The organism is Evtepia sp., assembly GCF_056797215.1.
The window spans coordinates 37,366-53,943 of the sequence record NZ_JBQILM010000009.1; the positions used below are offsets into that span (position 1 = coordinate 37,366).

Here is a 16,578-nt window from a genome sequence, read left to right on the forward strand (position 1 = left end):
ACAAACGATTATCCATCCCCAGGAGGCCACCCCTAAATAAGCGACATATTTCGCCGCCGCACCAGGATGTTGTTGCTCACCAGTGCCCAGTTTTGAGGGAAGGGCCGCAGGAGATTCCAATAGGCCCAACCCGACAGGGACAGCTCCCGGGCTAGACTGAGCTTTGCTGCAATACTTCTGGCATCCTCAAACCAAACCACATGCCTTCTCCCGTTTCGAGAATAATGAAAGAACGGGGCCTGGGCCGATTCATCGAACTGAATCTCTGTCCCCACTTGGGAAGCTAGGAGCACAGCCTCCTGATTTCCCACTGTGGTTGCCCGCTGCCCCTCCATGTAAGGCAGCATCCAGTCATAGCCATAATTGGGCACTCCCATCTGAATCTTCCAGGCTGGGATTTCGGTCAGGGCATAGCGGAGCACCTCCTCCACCTGTGGCAATGGCGCCACTGCCATGGGCCCTCCGTAAGCATATCCCCATTCATAGGTCATCAGTAGTACCGAATCGGCAAGGGAACCAATGATACCGTAGTCGTGGCCCTCATATAGTAGGCCGGGTTGGCCTGCATAGGCCTTTGGGGCCAAATCCACATGGAGGACCATACCCTCCCTATGGAGCCGTTCCTTGGCATTGCCTAAGAAGGCATGGTAGGCACTGGCATCCTCCTTGGCAATGTATTCAAAGTCAGCATCCAACCCCCGGTATCCTTTTTCCAACATCACCTCTAAGAGGTTGTCCAAGACCTTGTCCTGCAAGCGTTGATCCCGAAAGAGCCGGCTGGCATGTTGGGTGGAAAAGCTGCCATTTTCGTCCGTGGATGTCAGGACCAGCATAGTCCCTGCGCCAAAGCGCTCTGCCTCCGCCAACAACATCCGGTCCTGGGGGGCAATCAGGCTGCCATCCTCCCGAAAGCCATAGGAAAAAACAGAGAGGTCTGTGAGGAACGGCATAGCCCGTCGAAGCACATGGGGGCGGACATGGGGGTAGGCATAGCCATTGATGGTATACGGGCCCTTCCGCTCCCCTTCCAGGCCCAGTGCCAGGGTTTCCCCTGGGAACAGTGGCTGCCCCTGGGCTAAGACAGGGTTATATTGCAGCAATTCCAGGACGGAAAGGCCCCCTTGGGCGGCGATACTGTACAGGGTGTCCCCTGGCTTCACGGTGTAGGTAGACATAGGTTGCAACACCTCTAGGGCTTGACCTGGAACCAGGGGCTGGTCAGGCAGCAGGCCATTGTCACTGCGCAGGCGGGAGACGGAGGTGCCGTATTGCCGGGCAATGGCGCTTAAACTGTCTCCCGATTTTACCACATAGATCATGCAATCACTCCCTCAGTTCTCAGGGCGCAAAAAGCCCCCGTCCCCTCAGTATATTGGGGAACGGGGGGCTATATGATCTTTATTTCGTGGGGGTGTTTACGCTTTGTCTGCTCGCGACGGCTCCGCGCTTCCTGATGTCACGCTGCGCCTGCTCGCTGACGCGGCTCTAAGACCTCCGACTCCGGCAGAACCCATCCAGGGCCTGCGGCACCTCCTTGGGCTTCGCCTGCGCTCCGGTCTTAGCCCGCTGCTCGCGACGGCTCCGCGCTTCCTGATGTCACGCTGCGCCTGCTCGCTGACGCGGCTCTAAGACCTCCGACTCCGGCAGAACCCATCCAGGGCCTTTGGCCCTTCCTTGGGCTTCTGCCTGCGCTCCGGTCTTAGCCCGCTGCTCGCGACGGCTCCGCGCTTCTTAGTACATTGCACCACTCATATCAGCCGCAGGCATTCCCGCACCGGTGGCGGAGGGAGGTGCCAGACGGTCGCCCACCAGGGCTTCCGTGGTCAGGAGCATAGCGGAGATGGAAGCGGCGTTCTCCAAGGCAGAGCGGGTCACCTTGGTGGGGTCCACGATACCGTTGGCAATCATGTCGCAATACACTTCCTTATAGGCGTCGAAGCCATAACCGGTCTCGTTGCTGCTGCGGACCTTCTCCAGGATAACGGAGGCATCCAGACCAGCGTTGGTGGCAATCTGACGCAGGGGGGCAGTGAGGGCGCGGCAAATGATCTGTACGCCGGTCTTTTCATCGCCCTCCACCTGGTCGATGAGCTTCTCCACCTCGGTGATGGCGTTGACATAGGCCGTGCCGCCGCCAGCGACGATGCCCTCTTCCACAGCAGCGCGGGTGGCATTCAGGGCGTCCTCAATGCGCAGCTTCTTTTCCTTCATCTCGGTCTCAGTGGTAGCACCCACGCGGAGGACAGCCACACCGCCGGAGAGACGGGCCAGGCGCTCCTGGAGCTTCTCCCGGTCGAACTCAGAGGTGGAGCGGTCATACTCGTTGCGGATCATGGCAGTGCGCTCCTTGATGGCATCGCTGCTGCCGCCGCCGTCTACGATGATGGTGGTCTCCTTCCCGGCCTTCACCTGGCGGGCAGTACCCAGCATGCTGATGTCGGCGTCGTGGAGTTCCTGGCCGTAGTCAGAGGAAATCACCTGGGCACCGGTGAGGATAGCGATATCCTGAAGCATCTCCTTGCGGCGGTCACCAAAGCCAGGGGCCTTGACACACAGGACATTCAGGGTGCCACGGAGCTTGTTGACCAACAGGGTGGACAGGGCCTCGCCCTCCACGTCCTCAGCCATAATCAAGAGCTTCTTGCCGGACTGGATAACCTGCTCCAACACGGGGATGATCTCCTGGATGTTGCTGATCTTCTTATCAGTGAGAAGGATGAGGGGATCGTCCAGGACAGCCTCCATCTTCTCGGTATCTGTCACCATATAGGGAGAGAGGAAGCCGCGGTCAATCTGCATACCCTCCACCACTTCGCTGTAGGTCTCGGCGGTTTTGGACTCTTCCACAGTGATAACCCCGTCGGTGCCCACCTTCTCCATGGCCTCGGCAATCAGGGTGCCGATGCGCTCATCGCTGGAGGAGACAGTGCCCACACGGGCGATATCTTCGCTGCCGTTCACAGGCTGGGAGTTCTTCTTGATGGCCTCCACAGCGGCGCGGGTAGCCTTGGCCATGCCCTTGTTCATCACCACAGGGTTGGCACCGGCCACCAGGTTCTTCAGGCCCTCGTGGATGATGGCCTGGGCCAGCAGGGTGGCGGTGGTGGTGCCGTCGCCGGCCACATCGTTGGTCTTAGTGGAGACTTCCTTCACCATCTGGGCGCCCATGTTCTCAAAGGGGTCTTCCAGCTCGATCTCCTTGGCGATGGTCACACCATCGTTGGTAACCAGGGGGGTGCCATAGGCTCTCCACAGAACCACGTTGCGGCCCTTGGGGCCAAGGGTAACTTTCACGGTATTGGCCAGTTGGTCCACGCCGCGCTCCAATGCCTGGCGGGCCTCTTCTCCATAACTCAGCAGCTTTGCCATAGTATAGTAACTCCTTTCGATTTTAGAGGATCAGTCTTCCACAACAGCGACGATGTCGCTCTGCTTCACGATGGTCAGCTCTTCGCCGTCCACCTTCACGTCGGTGCCCATGTACTTGCTGGTGATCACCTTATCACCGGGCTTGAGAATCATCTTCACTTCCTTGCCATCCACCAGGCCACCGGGGCCTACTGCAACCACGATGGACATGTCGGGCTTCTCCTTGGATGCTGCGGTGAGGATGATGCCCCCCTTGGTGGTTTCTTCCGCTTCCAGGCGTTTGATGACAACACGGTCAGCCAGAGGTTTCAGAGTCATTTTGCGCTCCTCCTTATATCATTCAAAAAATCTTTCACAAGTTCCGGTTTAGCACTCTTTTATCCTGAGTGCTAAGTCAAGTATTATAATACCCTTCCCGCTGGGATTCTGCAACATGGAAACTTCTGAAATGGGGAGAAAATTCCATTCTTTTTTTGTGCACTTTAGAGAAATACGGCCAAAATCCTCTGTATTCAAGGCTTACGAAGCCGTTTCACTCCATATTGAAACAGGTCGCACTTCAGCATTCCATTGTATAGTTTCCGTTTCTTATCGGCACTTCGCCCAAAGCTCCGTTCAAATTCCGTGTGGGAAGAAAGCAGATGGAGCTTCCAGCCTTTTGGCAGTCCCAAGGTTGTTTTGCCAAAATCCTGGTAGAGTTGTTCCGCCTCCTGGCGTTCCATCAGGCGTTCCCCATAGGGTGGATTACAGACAATGCGGCCATAGGGCTCCTGGCGGGAGAATTTCCGGGCATCCGCCTGGGTAAAGCGGACCAAGTCCTCTACATCCGCCTTGATGGCATTGCCCTGGGCAATGGCAATGGCCTGGGGGTCAATATCACCACCCCAAATATCGTACACCCCGTCGTATTCCCGGTCCATGGCCTCCCCTGCCCCGTCCACCCAGACGCTGGACGGCAGCCAAGCCCACCGCTGGGCGGAAAAGCTGCGGTTCAGCCCCGGCGCCCGGTTCTTGGCGATCAATGCCGCCTCGATCACAATGGTACCTGAGCCGCAGAAGGGGTCACAGAAGGGGTCACGCCCCCGGTAGCCAGAGAGTAACACCAGGGCCGCGGCCAAGGTCTCCCGCAGGGGTGCAGCCACCCCTGTGGCCCGGTAGCCCCGCTTATACAGGCCTGGGCCGGTGGTATCCAACATCAGAGAAGCAACATCCTTCATGATAGAGAACTGTATCTGGTAAAGGCTCCCTGTCTCCGGCAAGGTCTCCCGATGGAAGCGCTCCCCCAGGCGGACCGCCACCGCCTTTTTCACAATAGACTGACAGGCGGGGACACTGTGCAGTGCGGAATTCAGGCTGAACCCCTTCACCGGAAACGCCCCATCTGCCGGGATCACCGCTTCCCAGGGCAAGGCCTTTGTCCCCTCAAAGAGCTGGTCAAAGCTCTGGGCTGGGAAGCTGCCCAACAGCAAAAGAACCCGCTCCCCTGTCCGCAGGTTCAGGTTCAGCCGGGGGATATCTTTCGGGGTTCCTTGGCAGAATACCCGGCCATTTTCCACGCGGACATCCTCCATCTCCAAACGCCGCAGCTCGTCGGCGGTGAGCCCTTCCACACCCAACAAGGTTGGGATCACAAAGGTCAATTTCTCCATTCTCGTTCCTCTCTCTTTCGGGGCCTAGCATCCAAGGAGGGTGTTCCCCTCCGCCAAGAGATTATACCTGTTTTTTCCTGCTTTGGCAAACCCTTTCTTCTTTCTGTTTTAATATGTCGAACTTCGTTGGAAAATGTCAATTTTTTGTGGTAAAATTATGAACATAGTACGACAGAAGCCTAATATGACTACCAGAAAGAGAGGTCACCATTATGAAAACCAACCTGTCGAAAACCTTTAGTTTTTCTGTATCCTTCCTTGCCGTTTTTATCCTATTCTCCTTTTCTACATCAGTTAAGGCACAAGAAAATTCTATTTCAAATGCCGATATTCAATTTTTAGGAAGCAACATCCATGTATATGATGGCAGCAAATGGATCCCCGATTTCATTGTCATGCTCAATGGGGAGGACCTGGACCCATCAGACTACGATACAACGTACAATGCTGGGAAAAACGTGGGCACCTACTCTATCACCATAAGCGGAAAAGGAAATTATACCGGTACTGCAACAATAAGTTACGAAATCACTCCGTATCCCTTAAGCGGCGTGACTCTGGCTACTAGCTCATGCGATAAAATATATGATGGGAATGCCAGCGCCTATCCACACTTAAAAGCCATCTCGCCATTGGTCGATCAAGAAAGCGAAAAAGAAGATAGTATTACCATAACCTATGACTCCGCCAAGTATAACAGCCGCTATGTTGGCACTGAAAAAGATATTATCATTGATGGCTTGAAGCTCTCCGGGCCAGATAAAGGAAACTATCTTTTACCAGAAAACACGATTACTCTGAAAAATTGTGGCTCCATCACCCCAGTAGAACCGCAAATTAAAACACACGCCGAACTCAAAACTGGCGGCAAACGCCTGGACCTAAAAACCCTGGTATCCGGGTATAGAGGAGACGAGCGGCTTAACTTCCTGATGGATCCCGTCGAAGCAAACGGGTGCCAGCTCAAACAGGGCATACTGTCCTCCGGCACGGAAACTGGGCAAGCAAGAGTGGAAGTTTATATCGATCCTCTTGACGTAAATTCTGATGGGACTCCTGAGTATAACAGTGGGCATGGTTATATCACTGTGACAATTACTACAGACTCTGCGGATAAACCCAACCCTCCCACTCCCGGGGACGGCACGCAAGACCCTGACGACACAAAGCCCGTGGAGCCCGGAGACAATACGGAAACGGGGACCAAGCGGCAGGACCCGCTAGTTGTCACCGGCAGCAGCGCTATTGTTTACGGGGAGCGCCTCGACTTAGGCGTCGTGGGCGGTTCTGGCAGCGGTGCCGTGACCTACGCCATCACTGGCGGCACGGGCAGCGGGACCATTGACCAAAACGGCAGGCTCCAGGCCGCCCGGGTGGGGACGGTCTGGGTCACCGCCTACAAGGCCGGGGACAAAACATATCAAATGCAGCAGTCTGACGCAAAGGTTATCACAGTGAACCCCGCCAAGCTCACCATCACAGCAGCCAACAAAACCATCAAAGTGGGCGAAGCTGCCCCCAGCCTCACCCATGCGGACTACAAAATCTCCGGCCTAGTGGGCAATGACCAGCTCCGCACCCTCCCTGCCCTGGTCTATGCCTCCACCCCAGACACCAGCAAGCCCGGAACCGTCGCCATCCATCCTGTGGGGGCGGAAGCCCCGGCCGGGGGGAACTATCAAGGGGATATCACCTACATTGTGGGCAGGTTGACCATCCAAGAAGTGAAGGATTTCCCCATTACCATCCACCAGGCTGCAAACGGGACCCTCTCTGCCAGCCATCAAAGTGCGCAGGAGGGGGCCACTGTGACCCTCACCGCCATCGCCAAGGAGGGCTTTGTCCCAGGAACGCCTACGGTCAACTATCAAGGCATCCAACTGGTGGTCGCTGACAAGGGGAACGGCCGCTATGTCTTCTCTATGCCAGGCGGCCCTGTCACCATAACCGCCTCCTTCGCCACCAAGCCCCCAAATCAGGTAGACGGCCCCACATTCTCTGATGTACAGGCCAGCGATTGGTTCTCAAACAGTGTTGCCTTCGTCTGTCAAAACGGCCTCATGGTGGGCACCAGCCAAAACAGCTTTTCCCCCAACGACACCACCACCCGAGGGATGATGGTCACCATCCTCTACCGCACAGATGGGGAACCCCCCGCCAGCAACCAATCCCACTATGCCGATGTGCCTCCCTCCGCATATTACGCCGCCCCCGTCTCCTGGGCCTCCTGGTATGGCATTGCCAGCGGCTACACCCCAGAGTCCTTCGGCCCCGAGGACAACCTCTCCCGGCAGCAGTTGGCCACCATCCTGTACCGTTACGCCACCTATAAAAATTTTGACGTCTCCGCTCGGGGAAACCTGGTACAGTTTGCTGACCGGAACCAGATCAGCGACTATGCTATGGATGCCCTCTCCTGGGCCAATGCTGTGGGCCTGATTTCAGGAAAGTCTGACCAAATCTTAGACCCCACCGCCTCCACCACCCGGGCAGAAATGGCCGCAATCCTCCAACGCTTCTGCCAAAAATATGCACTATTTTGATGCTTGGTCATATTCTGTCTCAGGAATACTCCGTACAGAACCGCACACATCAACACAGCGCGAACTGACTTCCTCTCGGAGGCCGTTCGCGCTGTGTCTTTTCTATTACCGCTTAGGATATGGTTCCCGCACCGGTGTGCGTCCCAATAGATAATCTGTAGACGTTTTATAGTAATCCGCAAGAATCTCCAACCGTTCCACAGGGATCGGCCGGACGCCAGATTCATATTTTTGATAATATTGGGGCGAGGTCCCTAAAATCCCCGCAACGTCTTGTTGTGTCAGTTCATTGTCTTCTCGTAGGTCTCTCAGACGTCTATACATTCCCAAGCTATCACCCACTTTTACCTAACATTACCATGAAACATGCAAAAAAATGCCATTCTAGCCATATATGACTAAAACCAACCAACCAATGGACGGTCTACCCCTTTTATGTTTTGCAAAAAGGAACGGGATCATACAGGGACATTCCCGGGAGTCTTCCCACCTAACACGCTGAAACAACCGTTCCAGGGAGAAGCCGATGAAGAAAACACTATATGATTACTGTGTAGAGCACAGGCGGGAAAGCCTGCTTCAGCAGTGGGACCTGGAAAAAAACGGGCGCCTAACCCCCACCGGCCTCTCCTACGGCAGCAAGCAGACGGTATGGTGGACCTGTGAAAAGGGCCACCACTGGGCGGCGGCGGTGTATGTCCGCACCAGCGGCAGTGGTTGCCCTTACTGTGCTGGGAAACGGGCATGGCCCGGGGAGAACGACCTGGCCTCCCAGTATCCAGCCCTGGCAGCCCAGTGGCACCCCAGCCTCAACGGTACACTGACCCCCAAAGATGTAACCACCGGGAGCCGGCGGAAGGTCTGGTGGGTATGTCCAGAAGGGCATGTTTGGAAAGCCGTGGTCTACTCCCGCGCCCGGAAGCAAAAGACAGGGTGCCCAGTGTGTGCTGGGCGCGGGAAGAACGTGCAGAGGGCCGGGGCACTGGCCAGTGGAGAGAAACATCCCTCCGGCTGGAAAATGATATGACAATCCCGCCTCCATATGCTATAATAGCAAAAAGCGGAGGGGCCTTTAGATGGGCCCTTCCGAAACTTGAACTTATAGGAGGTATGTTATCATGGGATTAGAGCATACAAAAACAGCTGAAAATCTTCAAAAGGCACTGGCCGGGGAATCCATCGCCCGTAACAAGTACACATTTTTTGCCCAAGTGGCGCGGGATAATGGGAACGAAGACGTTGCCGTAGCCTTTGAACAAATGGCAAAAAACGAAATGATGCACGCCAAGTTCTGGTTCGAGCAGATTTTCGGCAAGCCCACGGACACAAAGGAATGCCTCATGCAATCCGCCCAGGGTGAGTACATGGAGTGGCACGATATGTACCCAGACTTCGCCCGTCAAGCCCGTGAGGATGGCTTGGAGGATTTGGCTGCCATGTTTGAAAAGGTCGCCGCCATTGAGCGCAGCCACGAAAAGCGCTTCATGACCCTGTTGACCAAGTTGGGTACGCCGGCAGAAAAAGCCGCTGCCACTCCGGAACCCATGGAGAAAAAAGAGGGCTATCGCTGTCAGTTCTGCGGTGCGCTGTTTGAAACCCGCCCCGACGTCTGCGACACCTGCGGGGCCATTGGCTCCTTTGAATACGCGGAATATTACGTATAAATACTATATAATATGTATCATAAGCAAAAAATACAAAGTAAGCTTTACCGGAGTATTCCGTCCTCTCCACTCCTATTACTTTGACAAAGTGTTTTATAAGAAGAGCCAACTGATCTTCTATTCGGATCAGTTGGCTCTTTTCTTCTCAAATCGAACTATTGACTATTATTTCCCCTGGTATTATACTACATGACATAATAATTTTGACCTACAGGGCCAAGTCTAGCCTTGTAACGCAGCGGTCGATCCGAAGGAGGTCTTAACGATGCTGACAAGCCAAGCCTATCTATCCGTGCTCCGCTTTCTTCGGCAAATGCCCACCAGAAATGGCACGCTCCTGCGGGATATCCTGCAACTGTTTGAACAGCATTTCCACGTTTCCACCTCCCTGGCTGTCACCTACCAAAAGGACCCGGACAGCGAAAGCGCCCTGCAATACAATTACATCGTGCGGGACCTGCCGCCAAACCAAGTGAGCACCTATATGGACCAGTTTGTCAAGTTCGATATCCGTAGCCGCTTGAAGGGGAAACAGAAGAAAAGCGTCGTCTCCCTCACCGCGCTGCTCTCCCCGGAAGAGCGGGCCCACACCCCGTATTATCAATATCTCCGCTCCCTGGGAATCGCCTACCAATGTTGTATCTTCCTCCGCAAGGAAAGGGAACTCTACGCCATGATCAGCCTCTTCCGCCCGGAGGCGGCGGGGGATTTCACCCCAGAAGAGCTGGAAATCTTTTCCGAGATCGAGCCCTTTATTACCAAGCAGTACCTGGAGAACAGGAAAAACCGGGAGATGATGTCCCTGGCCTATCATTTTGACGAATATTTCTCCCATCTCTCCCTGGGCGTAGCCCTGCTGGACCACAACGGCAAGATCCTCAAAGCAAACCACACATTCAACGACTATGCTCAATACATCTATGAGAATGGCAGCATCGTGGACAGCTTCGTCACCCGCGACACCGCAGATACCCCGGAGCATTATCTGTGGGGCCAGAAGCTTTTGAATTATTTCGGTTCCAAAATAATCTCCGCGCCGGAGGAGATCAAGGTGGAATGCCTCCTCCATCAGTTCAAGTTCTATAGCAAAGAGATCAGCAACCAGAGCCGGACCGTCATCAATCCAGGCCAATACCTCTATCTGATCTTTTTAATCCGCCAGGAAAAGGTCCACTCCCCCCAAATGTTGGCTGCGCTAAAGCAGCTCACTTCACGGGAGAAAGCCGTTCTGGACCACCTGTCCGCCGGCCTAAACAACACTGAAATCGCTGACGCCATGGACATCAGCCCCTTTACCGTCAAGACCCATCTGCAAAACATCTATGCCAAGTGCGGTGTGTCTGGGCGAAACGAGTTACTTTCCAAATTGAAATAGCCCTCCGCCCCAGTTGGAACAAAGACCTTGCGCCGATGGCGCAGGGTCTTTTCTCTCCCCGAAAAACAGCCGTTTCACTCAGCCTTTGCGTCAGAGGCTGTGTTTTTTTCGTCCGTTTTTCCTTCTTCTTTTTTGAGCTGTTCCAGTCCCAGGCGGATGAGCTCCGCCGTAGCTTCCGAACGGGTCTGATACCGGTTTTTGAAGCGGAAGTCCTCAATGGCTTCGAACATCTCGTTGGTCACGGAAACCGTGTACCTGGGCTTATCAGTCGCCATATCCATCACCTCAGTGATGATTATACCGCAGTGAACCAGTTATGTAAAGATGCAATTCCCCGACAATTTTCTTGACAGAGATTCACTGAACCACTATAATGGTATGCGGTTCAGTGATTCACTACACCGAAAGGAGGCCATCCCATGGCAGCGAATACAAGACGCATTATGGTATCCATCCCCCCTGACCTGGAACAGGGGTTGGACAGCTTGAAACGGGAGAAGTTTTACAACAAGCCCTATTCTGAAGTATTCCGGTATGTCTTTGCCCTTGGGTTGAAGGCAGCGGAAGAAAAAACGAAAAAAGAGTGTCGAGAAGCATCTTAACTACCATCTAATTTCTCATGAAATCAAACCACTTGAAAACAACTCTTTTCTAACAAGCTTACTACTCCGAACGGATGAGTTGGTCACACGGAATATCATCCCATTTTCGCAAAAAGGGCGGTTTAGAGTACGTCAAACGGCTGATGCGGGCGGGTTTTGACCCTAGTATACTGAACGCAGAAAACGAAAGGAGGTTCGACCATGGAAAAAACCTTGTCTATCACAGTAGACCAAGAAGGGGTCGCAATCCTGACCCTGTCCCGGCCGAAACTACTCAATGCGCTCACCGCACCCATGTTCCAGGAACTGGCCCAGCGGTTGCGGGAAATCGAAGCCTCCCAAGAGATCCGCGCCGTGTTGCTCACCGGCCAAGGCCGTGGCTTCTGCGCCGGGCTGGACCTGGGGGAACTGAAAGATGGATATGGCGGGCAGGAGGCATTTTACCGGCATATCGAGGCAGCCAACCGGCTCATCGTTTTGCTGGCGGAGCTGGACAAACCGGTGGTGGTTGCGGTAAACGGCATCGCCGCCGGGTCCGGTATGAACATCGTGCTGGCTGCGGACCTGGCTGTGGCAGCCACAGACGCCACCTTTTCCCAGAGCTTCGGCCATGTGGGCCTGATCCCTGACGTGGGCGGGACCTACCTGCTGCCGCGGATCGTGGGCGTCTCCAAGGCCAAGGAAATCATTTTCATGGACCGAAAGTTGGACGCCCAAGAGGCCCTCTCCCTGGGCATCGTCCACCAGGTGGTGGAGCCCGCCCAGGTACTGGCCACAGCCTACGCCGCAGCCCAAAAGCTGGCTGCCGGGCCCTCCTTTGCCTTCTCTGTAGCGAAGAAGATGCTCAGCCGCTGCAATGAGATGGACATTCATACCGCTCTGCACATGGAGGCCCTCTCCCAAGCCCTGGTCTCCAACACCGACGACTACAAGGAAGGGGTGGAGGCGTTCTTCGAGAAGAGAATGCCGGTGTTTACCCGATAAAGAGTAGAATCGCCCTCTAACACCCCCTTCTCTTCTACTCTAAATAGAGTAATCTTCCCTCGCCCTGACCCAGCGCAACGGGCTCCCCATTTCGCTGGTTAGGAAATACAATCCTGTATGGCCCCATCCCCCAGCTGGACCATATAGCAGCCACTCCTTGTACCTGTTCAGGCCTGTCCTACCAGCGTCTTTTGCTGCGCAGTTCACCCGTGTGCCCGTACTTCAGGAGAATCCATCGCAAGACGTTAGGAGGCGAGACCGAAAAAAGAGCAGCCCGCGTTTCCGTATTTTGAAAAGATTTGGAGGGAAAAAGAAATGAATCTTATGCTGCCCAGTGCGCGGCGTAAGGACGGAGAGAAGCAACCCTGTATCAAGATTTGGAAATTTGACCTGCGTATCCCCTTCGTGCATTATGAGTGGGAAATTCCCGAAATGGTCCAGGCCCTCGTCGTCTTTATGACCGGTTCCGCAGCCACCGCTTACTTGCAGGACCTGTTTGGTTTCACCTTTGAGATCGCCCTATCCATCGTGTTCGTCCATGAGCTGTTGTACATGGTCAACAACACCCTGGGCGACCCGTTGATCGGCGGATGGATTACCCCCGCCGTGCCCTTGATTACCGCTTTCCTTCTCAACTATGAGCCGGGCCCCGACCGGGCCTATGCCTTGGTGGGGATGGAGCTGATCCTGGGCCTGATGTATGTCATTTTCGGCGTCACAGGCATCGCCACCAAGCTGGTGGACCTGTGCCCCCAGAGCTTGAAGGCCGGTATTTTGATAGGCTCCGGCTTCGCCGCCTGCGCCGGGAGCTACGGCTTCCGTTCCCTGGCTGACGGCGGTAAGGGCTTTTTCATGTATCCCATCTCTTGGTCCATCGGCATTGCCCTAGGCCTGTTCCTGCTCTTCTCCAACGGCTTCGGCAAGGTGAAGTTCAGCAGCAAAAATAGGGCCATCAAATTGCTGACCAAGGCCGGTTTCGTCCCCGCCATCATCGTGGCCGGTATCATCGCCATGGCCATCGGCGAATGTGAGCTGCCGGACTTCTCCGACGTACACGCTTTCTGGTTCAACCCCATCCCCGGCTTGATGTGGGTCTGGCAGAACTTCTCCATCGTGGGCATCGGGCTCCCGCCCCTGGAAATCCTGGCCAAGGACTTCCCCATGGCTATCATGTGCTATGTTATCGCCTTCGGTGATATCGTGGGCGGCACCGCCTTCATGGAGGACACCAAGCGCTATCGTGAGGACGAGTACATTGATGTGAACCCAGACCGTACCAACATGTGCTGCGGCTTCCGTAACCTGATTGAGGCTTTCTTCAGCCCCACCTGCACCATGTCCGGCCCCCTGTGGTCTGCCATGACTGTGTCTGTGGCTGAGCGCTACAAGACTGGCAAGGAGAACATGTACTCCATCTTCGGCGGCTCCTGCACCTTTAACACCACCAAGTGGATCTGCCAGCTCATCGTACCCTTAATGGCCCTGATCCGGCCCATCCTGCCCCTAGCCATGGCCCAGACCCTGATGATCCAGGCCTTTGGCTCCTTCTACGTGGGCATCAACATGTGCCGCACCAACGTAGAGCGCGGCGTGGCCGGCATCACCGCCGGCGCCATCGGCGTGTGCGCCAACCCGTCCTATGGCCTGTTCGTGGGTATCGTCCTGTGCATCGTCATGGAAATCCTCAACATGAAGCGGGACGAGCGCCGGGCCAATGTGGAGGAAGGCCTGGAAATCTACATCCACAACACCCGCGCTGAATTTGAAGAAGTTGCCGCCAAGGACGCTGCTGCCGACGCCAAGAAGCTGGCAAAAGCCAACAGATAAAGGAGATTTGCCACCATGAAAAAGATCATCGCACTCTGCCTGGCAATGGCTTTGAGCCTTGCCCTTCTGGCCGGCTGCGACTCCGCCGACCCCAACAACCCCTACGGCCAGGAACCTGCCCCCAAGGTGGAAACTGACGCAGAAGCAGAATAAACCCAAGACAATCCCCAACGATTTCCTGATCACTCATTCATTGAAAGGACCCCCGGCCACAGGGGCCGGGGGTCCTTCGGATACAAGAATTCCCCCTTCTCCAAAGGGGAAAAGGAGGGCTCTCCATGGATAACAAGCAAGCAAGAAAAACCGGGCGGACCATCATGGTCTGCGGCTGCATTCTCATCCTGTTGACCAAGGTGCTGCTGGGTGGGATCATGGTGGCCATGGGTGCTCTGTTTTCCCTGCTTTTGGGCCGTTGTCCCCACTGCGGCAAGGTTATGATCGGCCTGTCCCCCAGCGCCACCAACTGCCCCAGGTGCAAGGGACGGCTGTAACCCAGCGTCCAACAACGCGATAGAAGGGAGAAACACCATGTTCGGTCGAAAATCTAAACGAGAAAAGAAAGCGGAAAAAAAGGAGGCCTACCGCCGGGAGGTACGCAAGGGCCTGCTGTTCTGGCTCCCCGGAGGCTCCACCCGCTTAGACATATATCTGGACTACTGTGTCCTTCACGCCCTGGGGCGGACCAAATTGAAGGAGAAATCCAGAGTGATCCCCTTCAATGACATCATCAAAGTGGTTTATACCCCTGCCACTACCGTCCGCCACGCCTGCCTACAGCTGTTCACCAAGGATATGCCAGAGGTCAAGCGCAGCTACTGGTATGCCTATGAAAACAACCTAGTGGTGGTACACCCCTCCACAGAGGACATCGCCCAAAAGGTCATCGAATTTCTCCGCAACCCCAACGGTTCCAACGTAGTCCCTCCAGACTACCTGAACCAACTGAAAAAGGAGCGCAGGCGGGAGCTCCGGGCGGAGGCCGAGGCCGCCAAGGCCCAGGAAACCAGCCCAGCCGGGGAACAGGAAGCGGTATGATCGGGAGGGACTTGCCGTGAAATATCAGATCAAAATGGTCTATGACCAGACCGATGTCGCAGCCCTGGTCCGGGTGTTGGAGTACCGCCAGCATCCGGAAAAGGGCCTGCGCATGGCCCGGCGGATTGGCTACCCTGTCTTCGGCGTGCTCCTCATCGCCGCCGGGGTCGCCATGCCCCTATCTGGGATTCTCTCTCTGGCTAGTCTCTGCCTGATGGTATTTTGTCTCCTTATGGGCGTACTCCTGCTGCGCCGGGCAGACCGGCGGGGGATGGAGCGGCGGTCCTGGCAGCGCTACCCAAACAAGGGCCTGGTCTTGACCTATCGCTTCTACAACGACCACTTTGAGGAGGAGGACGAGGTCTCCGGCAAGAACGAGTTCCGGTATATCAGCGTGAAAAACGGCAACCTGGATGCAGGGCATTTCTTCCTGTTCACCAGTGGGAATATGGCCCACATGCTCCGCAGGGATAGCTTCACCTTCGGGGATCCAGATACCTTTGCAAATTTTATCAAAATCCGGGCTGCGGTGACGCTGGACCCGGTAGAATAAAACCACCCCAGCGGGCAAACTGGCGGCGAGGGCACGATATCCTCGCCGCCAGTTTTTTGCCCAATGCCAACTAGCTCGTGAGGGAAAGGTTGACAACACAGCGCCCCGTGGCTCTGTTCATTCACCACATAAAACACAAGCCACGGCCCACAAAAGAGTACCCGTCAAAAAGTTTAGCGCAGAGCGGACAGTCAACCGTCCCAGGACAGTCCCCGCCCAGGTCACCACCACTAACATAGGTACTCACTTTTTCCACACTGTCATGTCCAGCATCTTTTCTTGACAAACAAGAAACCCTATATTATAATTATATTAAATATAGGTTACAATTTTGCTGGGTCTTGGCGGTCTCTTCCTTCCAGTGCCCCTGCCCCCTCTTCTTCCTGGCACTTGAAGCCTTCACGAATCCTGTCGTGGAGCGCAAGCCATTCCTCTGTGGAAAGCATCGCCGCAAATACGAAAAAAACATCGACGTAACACGCAGACTTACCGCGCTCATAGTTCCCATACATACGGGCAGTTACCTCTAATATCTCCGCCATCTTCTCTTGGGTATACCCCAAATTATCTCGTTTCTCTTTCATCCGTTTGCCAAGATAGGCCGCTACAGCTTTGTGGTATGCTCGCATAAGTAATTCCTCCATAGTTCGTAAAATATGGATTTACTACCCATGCCGGAAGGACGCTTGCAAAGGCTCTCCTTCCGCTTGTGTATTGATCTATCATTGGGCGAACCGTGCCGGGTCATCGCCTCCTCTACCATTCGCTTGCAGCCCTTACTTTGGCCCGCTGCTCTCATCCTCCTCTCAGCCGCAGCCCCAGTGCGCCAGCCGTTCCTTCGTGTGACAGCTCGGGGTGGCGGCTATTTGTTTTAGCCCCAGTTCAACGCTGATTCCCAAGGCATTGCATCCCCTCTTGCTATAAATTTTTATCGACAGAAATATACTATGTTATAATTCTTCACTCTATTTTTTCTA

At 55.0% G+C, this 16,578-nt stretch carries 18 protein-coding genes and 1 pseudogene; 12 read left to right on the forward strand and 7 right to left on the reverse strand.

Features of this window, described 5'->3' with window-relative positions; all coding sequences use genetic code 11:
• Positions 1-32: 32 nt before the first annotated feature.
• From ACTOZL_RS03455 to ACTOZL_RS03470, 4 genes are all read right to left on the reverse strand, one after another.
• Positions 33-1,319: a LysM peptidoglycan-binding domain-containing protein gene (locus ACTOZL_RS03455; protein ID WP_482476689.1), complete on the reverse strand. Its 1,287-nt coding sequence runs from the start codon at positions 1,317-1,319 to the stop codon at positions 33-35.
• Positions 1,320-1,731: 412 nt separating this feature from the next.
• Positions 1,732-3,369: a chaperonin GroEL gene (gene groL, locus ACTOZL_RS03460; RefSeq protein ID WP_482476690.1), complete on the reverse strand. Its 1,638-nt coding sequence runs from the start codon at positions 3,367-3,369 to the stop codon at positions 1,732-1,734.
• Positions 3,370-3,399: 30 nt separating this feature from the next.
• Complete coding sequence (locus ACTOZL_RS03465) at positions 3,400-3,687, reverse strand: co-chaperone GroES (RefSeq protein WP_482476691.1); 288 nt, start codon at positions 3,685-3,687, stop codon at positions 3,400-3,402.
• Positions 3,688-3,881: 194 nt separating this feature from the next.
• Positions 3,882-5,018 carry a THUMP domain-containing class I SAM-dependent RNA methyltransferase gene (locus tag ACTOZL_RS03470; protein ID WP_482476692.1) on the reverse strand — a complete coding sequence of 379 codons (1,137 nt, stop codon included), beginning with the start codon at positions 5,016-5,018 and terminating at the stop codon, positions 3,882-3,884.
• Positions 5,019-5,413: 395 nt separating this feature from the next.
• Here ACTOZL_RS03470 and ACTOZL_RS03475 point away from each other — a divergent pair.
• Both ACTOZL_RS03475 and ACTOZL_RS03480 read left to right on the forward strand, forming a co-directional pair.
• Positions 5,414-5,797, forward strand: a pseudogene (locus ACTOZL_RS03475) (YDG domain-containing protein); the annotation flags it as partial.
• Between the two features lie 393 nt (positions 5,798-6,190).
• Positions 6,191-7,561, forward strand: coding sequence for an S-layer homology domain-containing protein (locus ACTOZL_RS03480; protein ID WP_482476707.1), 1,371 nt, complete (start codon positions 6,191-6,193; stop codon positions 7,559-7,561).
• Positions 7,562-7,666: 105 nt separating this feature from the next.
• Here the strand turns inward: ACTOZL_RS03480 and ACTOZL_RS03485 are convergent, their stop codons facing one another.
• Entirely contained in the window at positions 7,667-7,885 is a 219-nt protein-coding gene (locus tag ACTOZL_RS03485; protein WP_482476693.1) for a helix-turn-helix domain-containing protein, read from the reverse strand.
• Between the two features lie 202 nt (positions 7,886-8,087).
• Here ACTOZL_RS03485 and ACTOZL_RS03490 point away from each other — a divergent pair, with 202 nt between their 5' ends.
• From ACTOZL_RS03490 to ACTOZL_RS03500, 3 genes are all read left to right on the forward strand, one after another.
• The gene (locus tag ACTOZL_RS03490; protein ID WP_482476694.1) at positions 8,088-8,588 is read left to right on the forward strand and encodes a zinc-ribbon domain-containing protein; all 501 of its coding nucleotides are present in this window, start codon (positions 8,088-8,090) and stop codon (positions 8,586-8,588) included.
• A 91-nt stretch (positions 8,589-8,679) separates the two neighbouring features.
• A complete protein-coding gene (locus ACTOZL_RS03495) occupies positions 8,680-9,225 on the forward strand; it encodes a rubrerythrin family protein (RefSeq protein ID WP_482476695.1) in 546 nt (181 codons plus the stop codon).
• A gap of 265 nt (positions 9,226-9,490) precedes the next feature.
• Positions 9,491-10,600, forward strand: a complete 1,110-nt coding sequence (locus tag ACTOZL_RS03500) for a response regulator transcription factor (protein ID WP_482476696.1) — start codon at positions 9,491-9,493, stop codon at positions 10,598-10,600.
• A gap of 74 nt (positions 10,601-10,674) precedes the next feature.
• Here the strand turns inward: ACTOZL_RS03500 and ACTOZL_RS03505 are convergent, their stop codons facing one another.
• Complete coding sequence (locus tag ACTOZL_RS03505; RefSeq protein WP_482476697.1) at positions 10,675-10,875, reverse strand: ribbon-helix-helix domain-containing protein; 201 nt, start codon at positions 10,873-10,875, stop codon at positions 10,675-10,677.
• A gap of 144 nt (positions 10,876-11,019) precedes the next feature.
• Here ACTOZL_RS03505 and ACTOZL_RS03510 point away from each other — a divergent pair, with 144 nt between their 5' ends.
• The 7 genes from ACTOZL_RS03510 (at position 11,020) to ACTOZL_RS03540 (ending at position 15,601) form a co-directional block, all read left to right on the forward strand.
• Complete coding sequence (locus tag ACTOZL_RS03510) at positions 11,020-11,202, forward strand: hypothetical protein (RefSeq protein WP_482476698.1); 183 nt, start codon at positions 11,020-11,022, stop codon at positions 11,200-11,202.
• Between the two features lie 201 nt (positions 11,203-11,403).
• Positions 11,404-12,186 (forward strand): enoyl-CoA hydratase/isomerase family protein, encoded by a 783-nt coding sequence (locus ACTOZL_RS03515; RefSeq protein ID WP_482476699.1) that lies wholly within the window; start codon positions 11,404-11,406, stop codon positions 12,184-12,186.
• A gap of 315 nt (positions 12,187-12,501) precedes the next feature.
• Positions 12,502-14,013 (forward strand): hypothetical protein, encoded by a 1,512-nt coding sequence (locus tag ACTOZL_RS03520; protein WP_482476700.1) that lies wholly within the window; start codon positions 12,502-12,504, stop codon positions 14,011-14,013.
• 15 nt (positions 14,014-14,028) lie between these two features.
• Positions 14,029-14,166: a hypothetical protein gene (locus tag ACTOZL_RS03525; protein WP_482476701.1), complete on the forward strand. Its 138-nt coding sequence runs from the start codon at positions 14,029-14,031 to the stop codon at positions 14,164-14,166.
• Positions 14,167-14,291: 125 nt separating this feature from the next.
• On the forward strand, positions 14,292-14,504 hold the full coding sequence (locus tag ACTOZL_RS03530) for a hypothetical protein (protein WP_482476702.1): 213 nt from the start codon (positions 14,292-14,294) through the stop codon (positions 14,502-14,504).
• A 37-nt stretch (positions 14,505-14,541) separates the two neighbouring features.
• Entirely contained in the window at positions 14,542-15,048 is a 507-nt protein-coding gene (locus ACTOZL_RS03535) for a hypothetical protein (RefSeq protein ID WP_482476703.1), read from the forward strand.
• A gap of 16 nt (positions 15,049-15,064) precedes the next feature.
• Complete coding sequence (locus ACTOZL_RS03540; protein ID WP_482476704.1) at positions 15,065-15,601, forward strand: hypothetical protein; 537 nt, start codon at positions 15,065-15,067, stop codon at positions 15,599-15,601.
• 323 nt (positions 15,602-15,924) lie between these two features.
• Here the strand turns inward: ACTOZL_RS03540 and ACTOZL_RS03545 are convergent, their stop codons facing one another.
• A complete protein-coding gene (locus tag ACTOZL_RS03545) occupies positions 15,925-16,245 on the reverse strand; it encodes a helix-turn-helix domain-containing protein (protein WP_482476705.1) in 321 nt (106 codons plus the stop codon).
• Between the last annotated feature and the right edge of the window lie 333 nt (positions 16,246-16,578).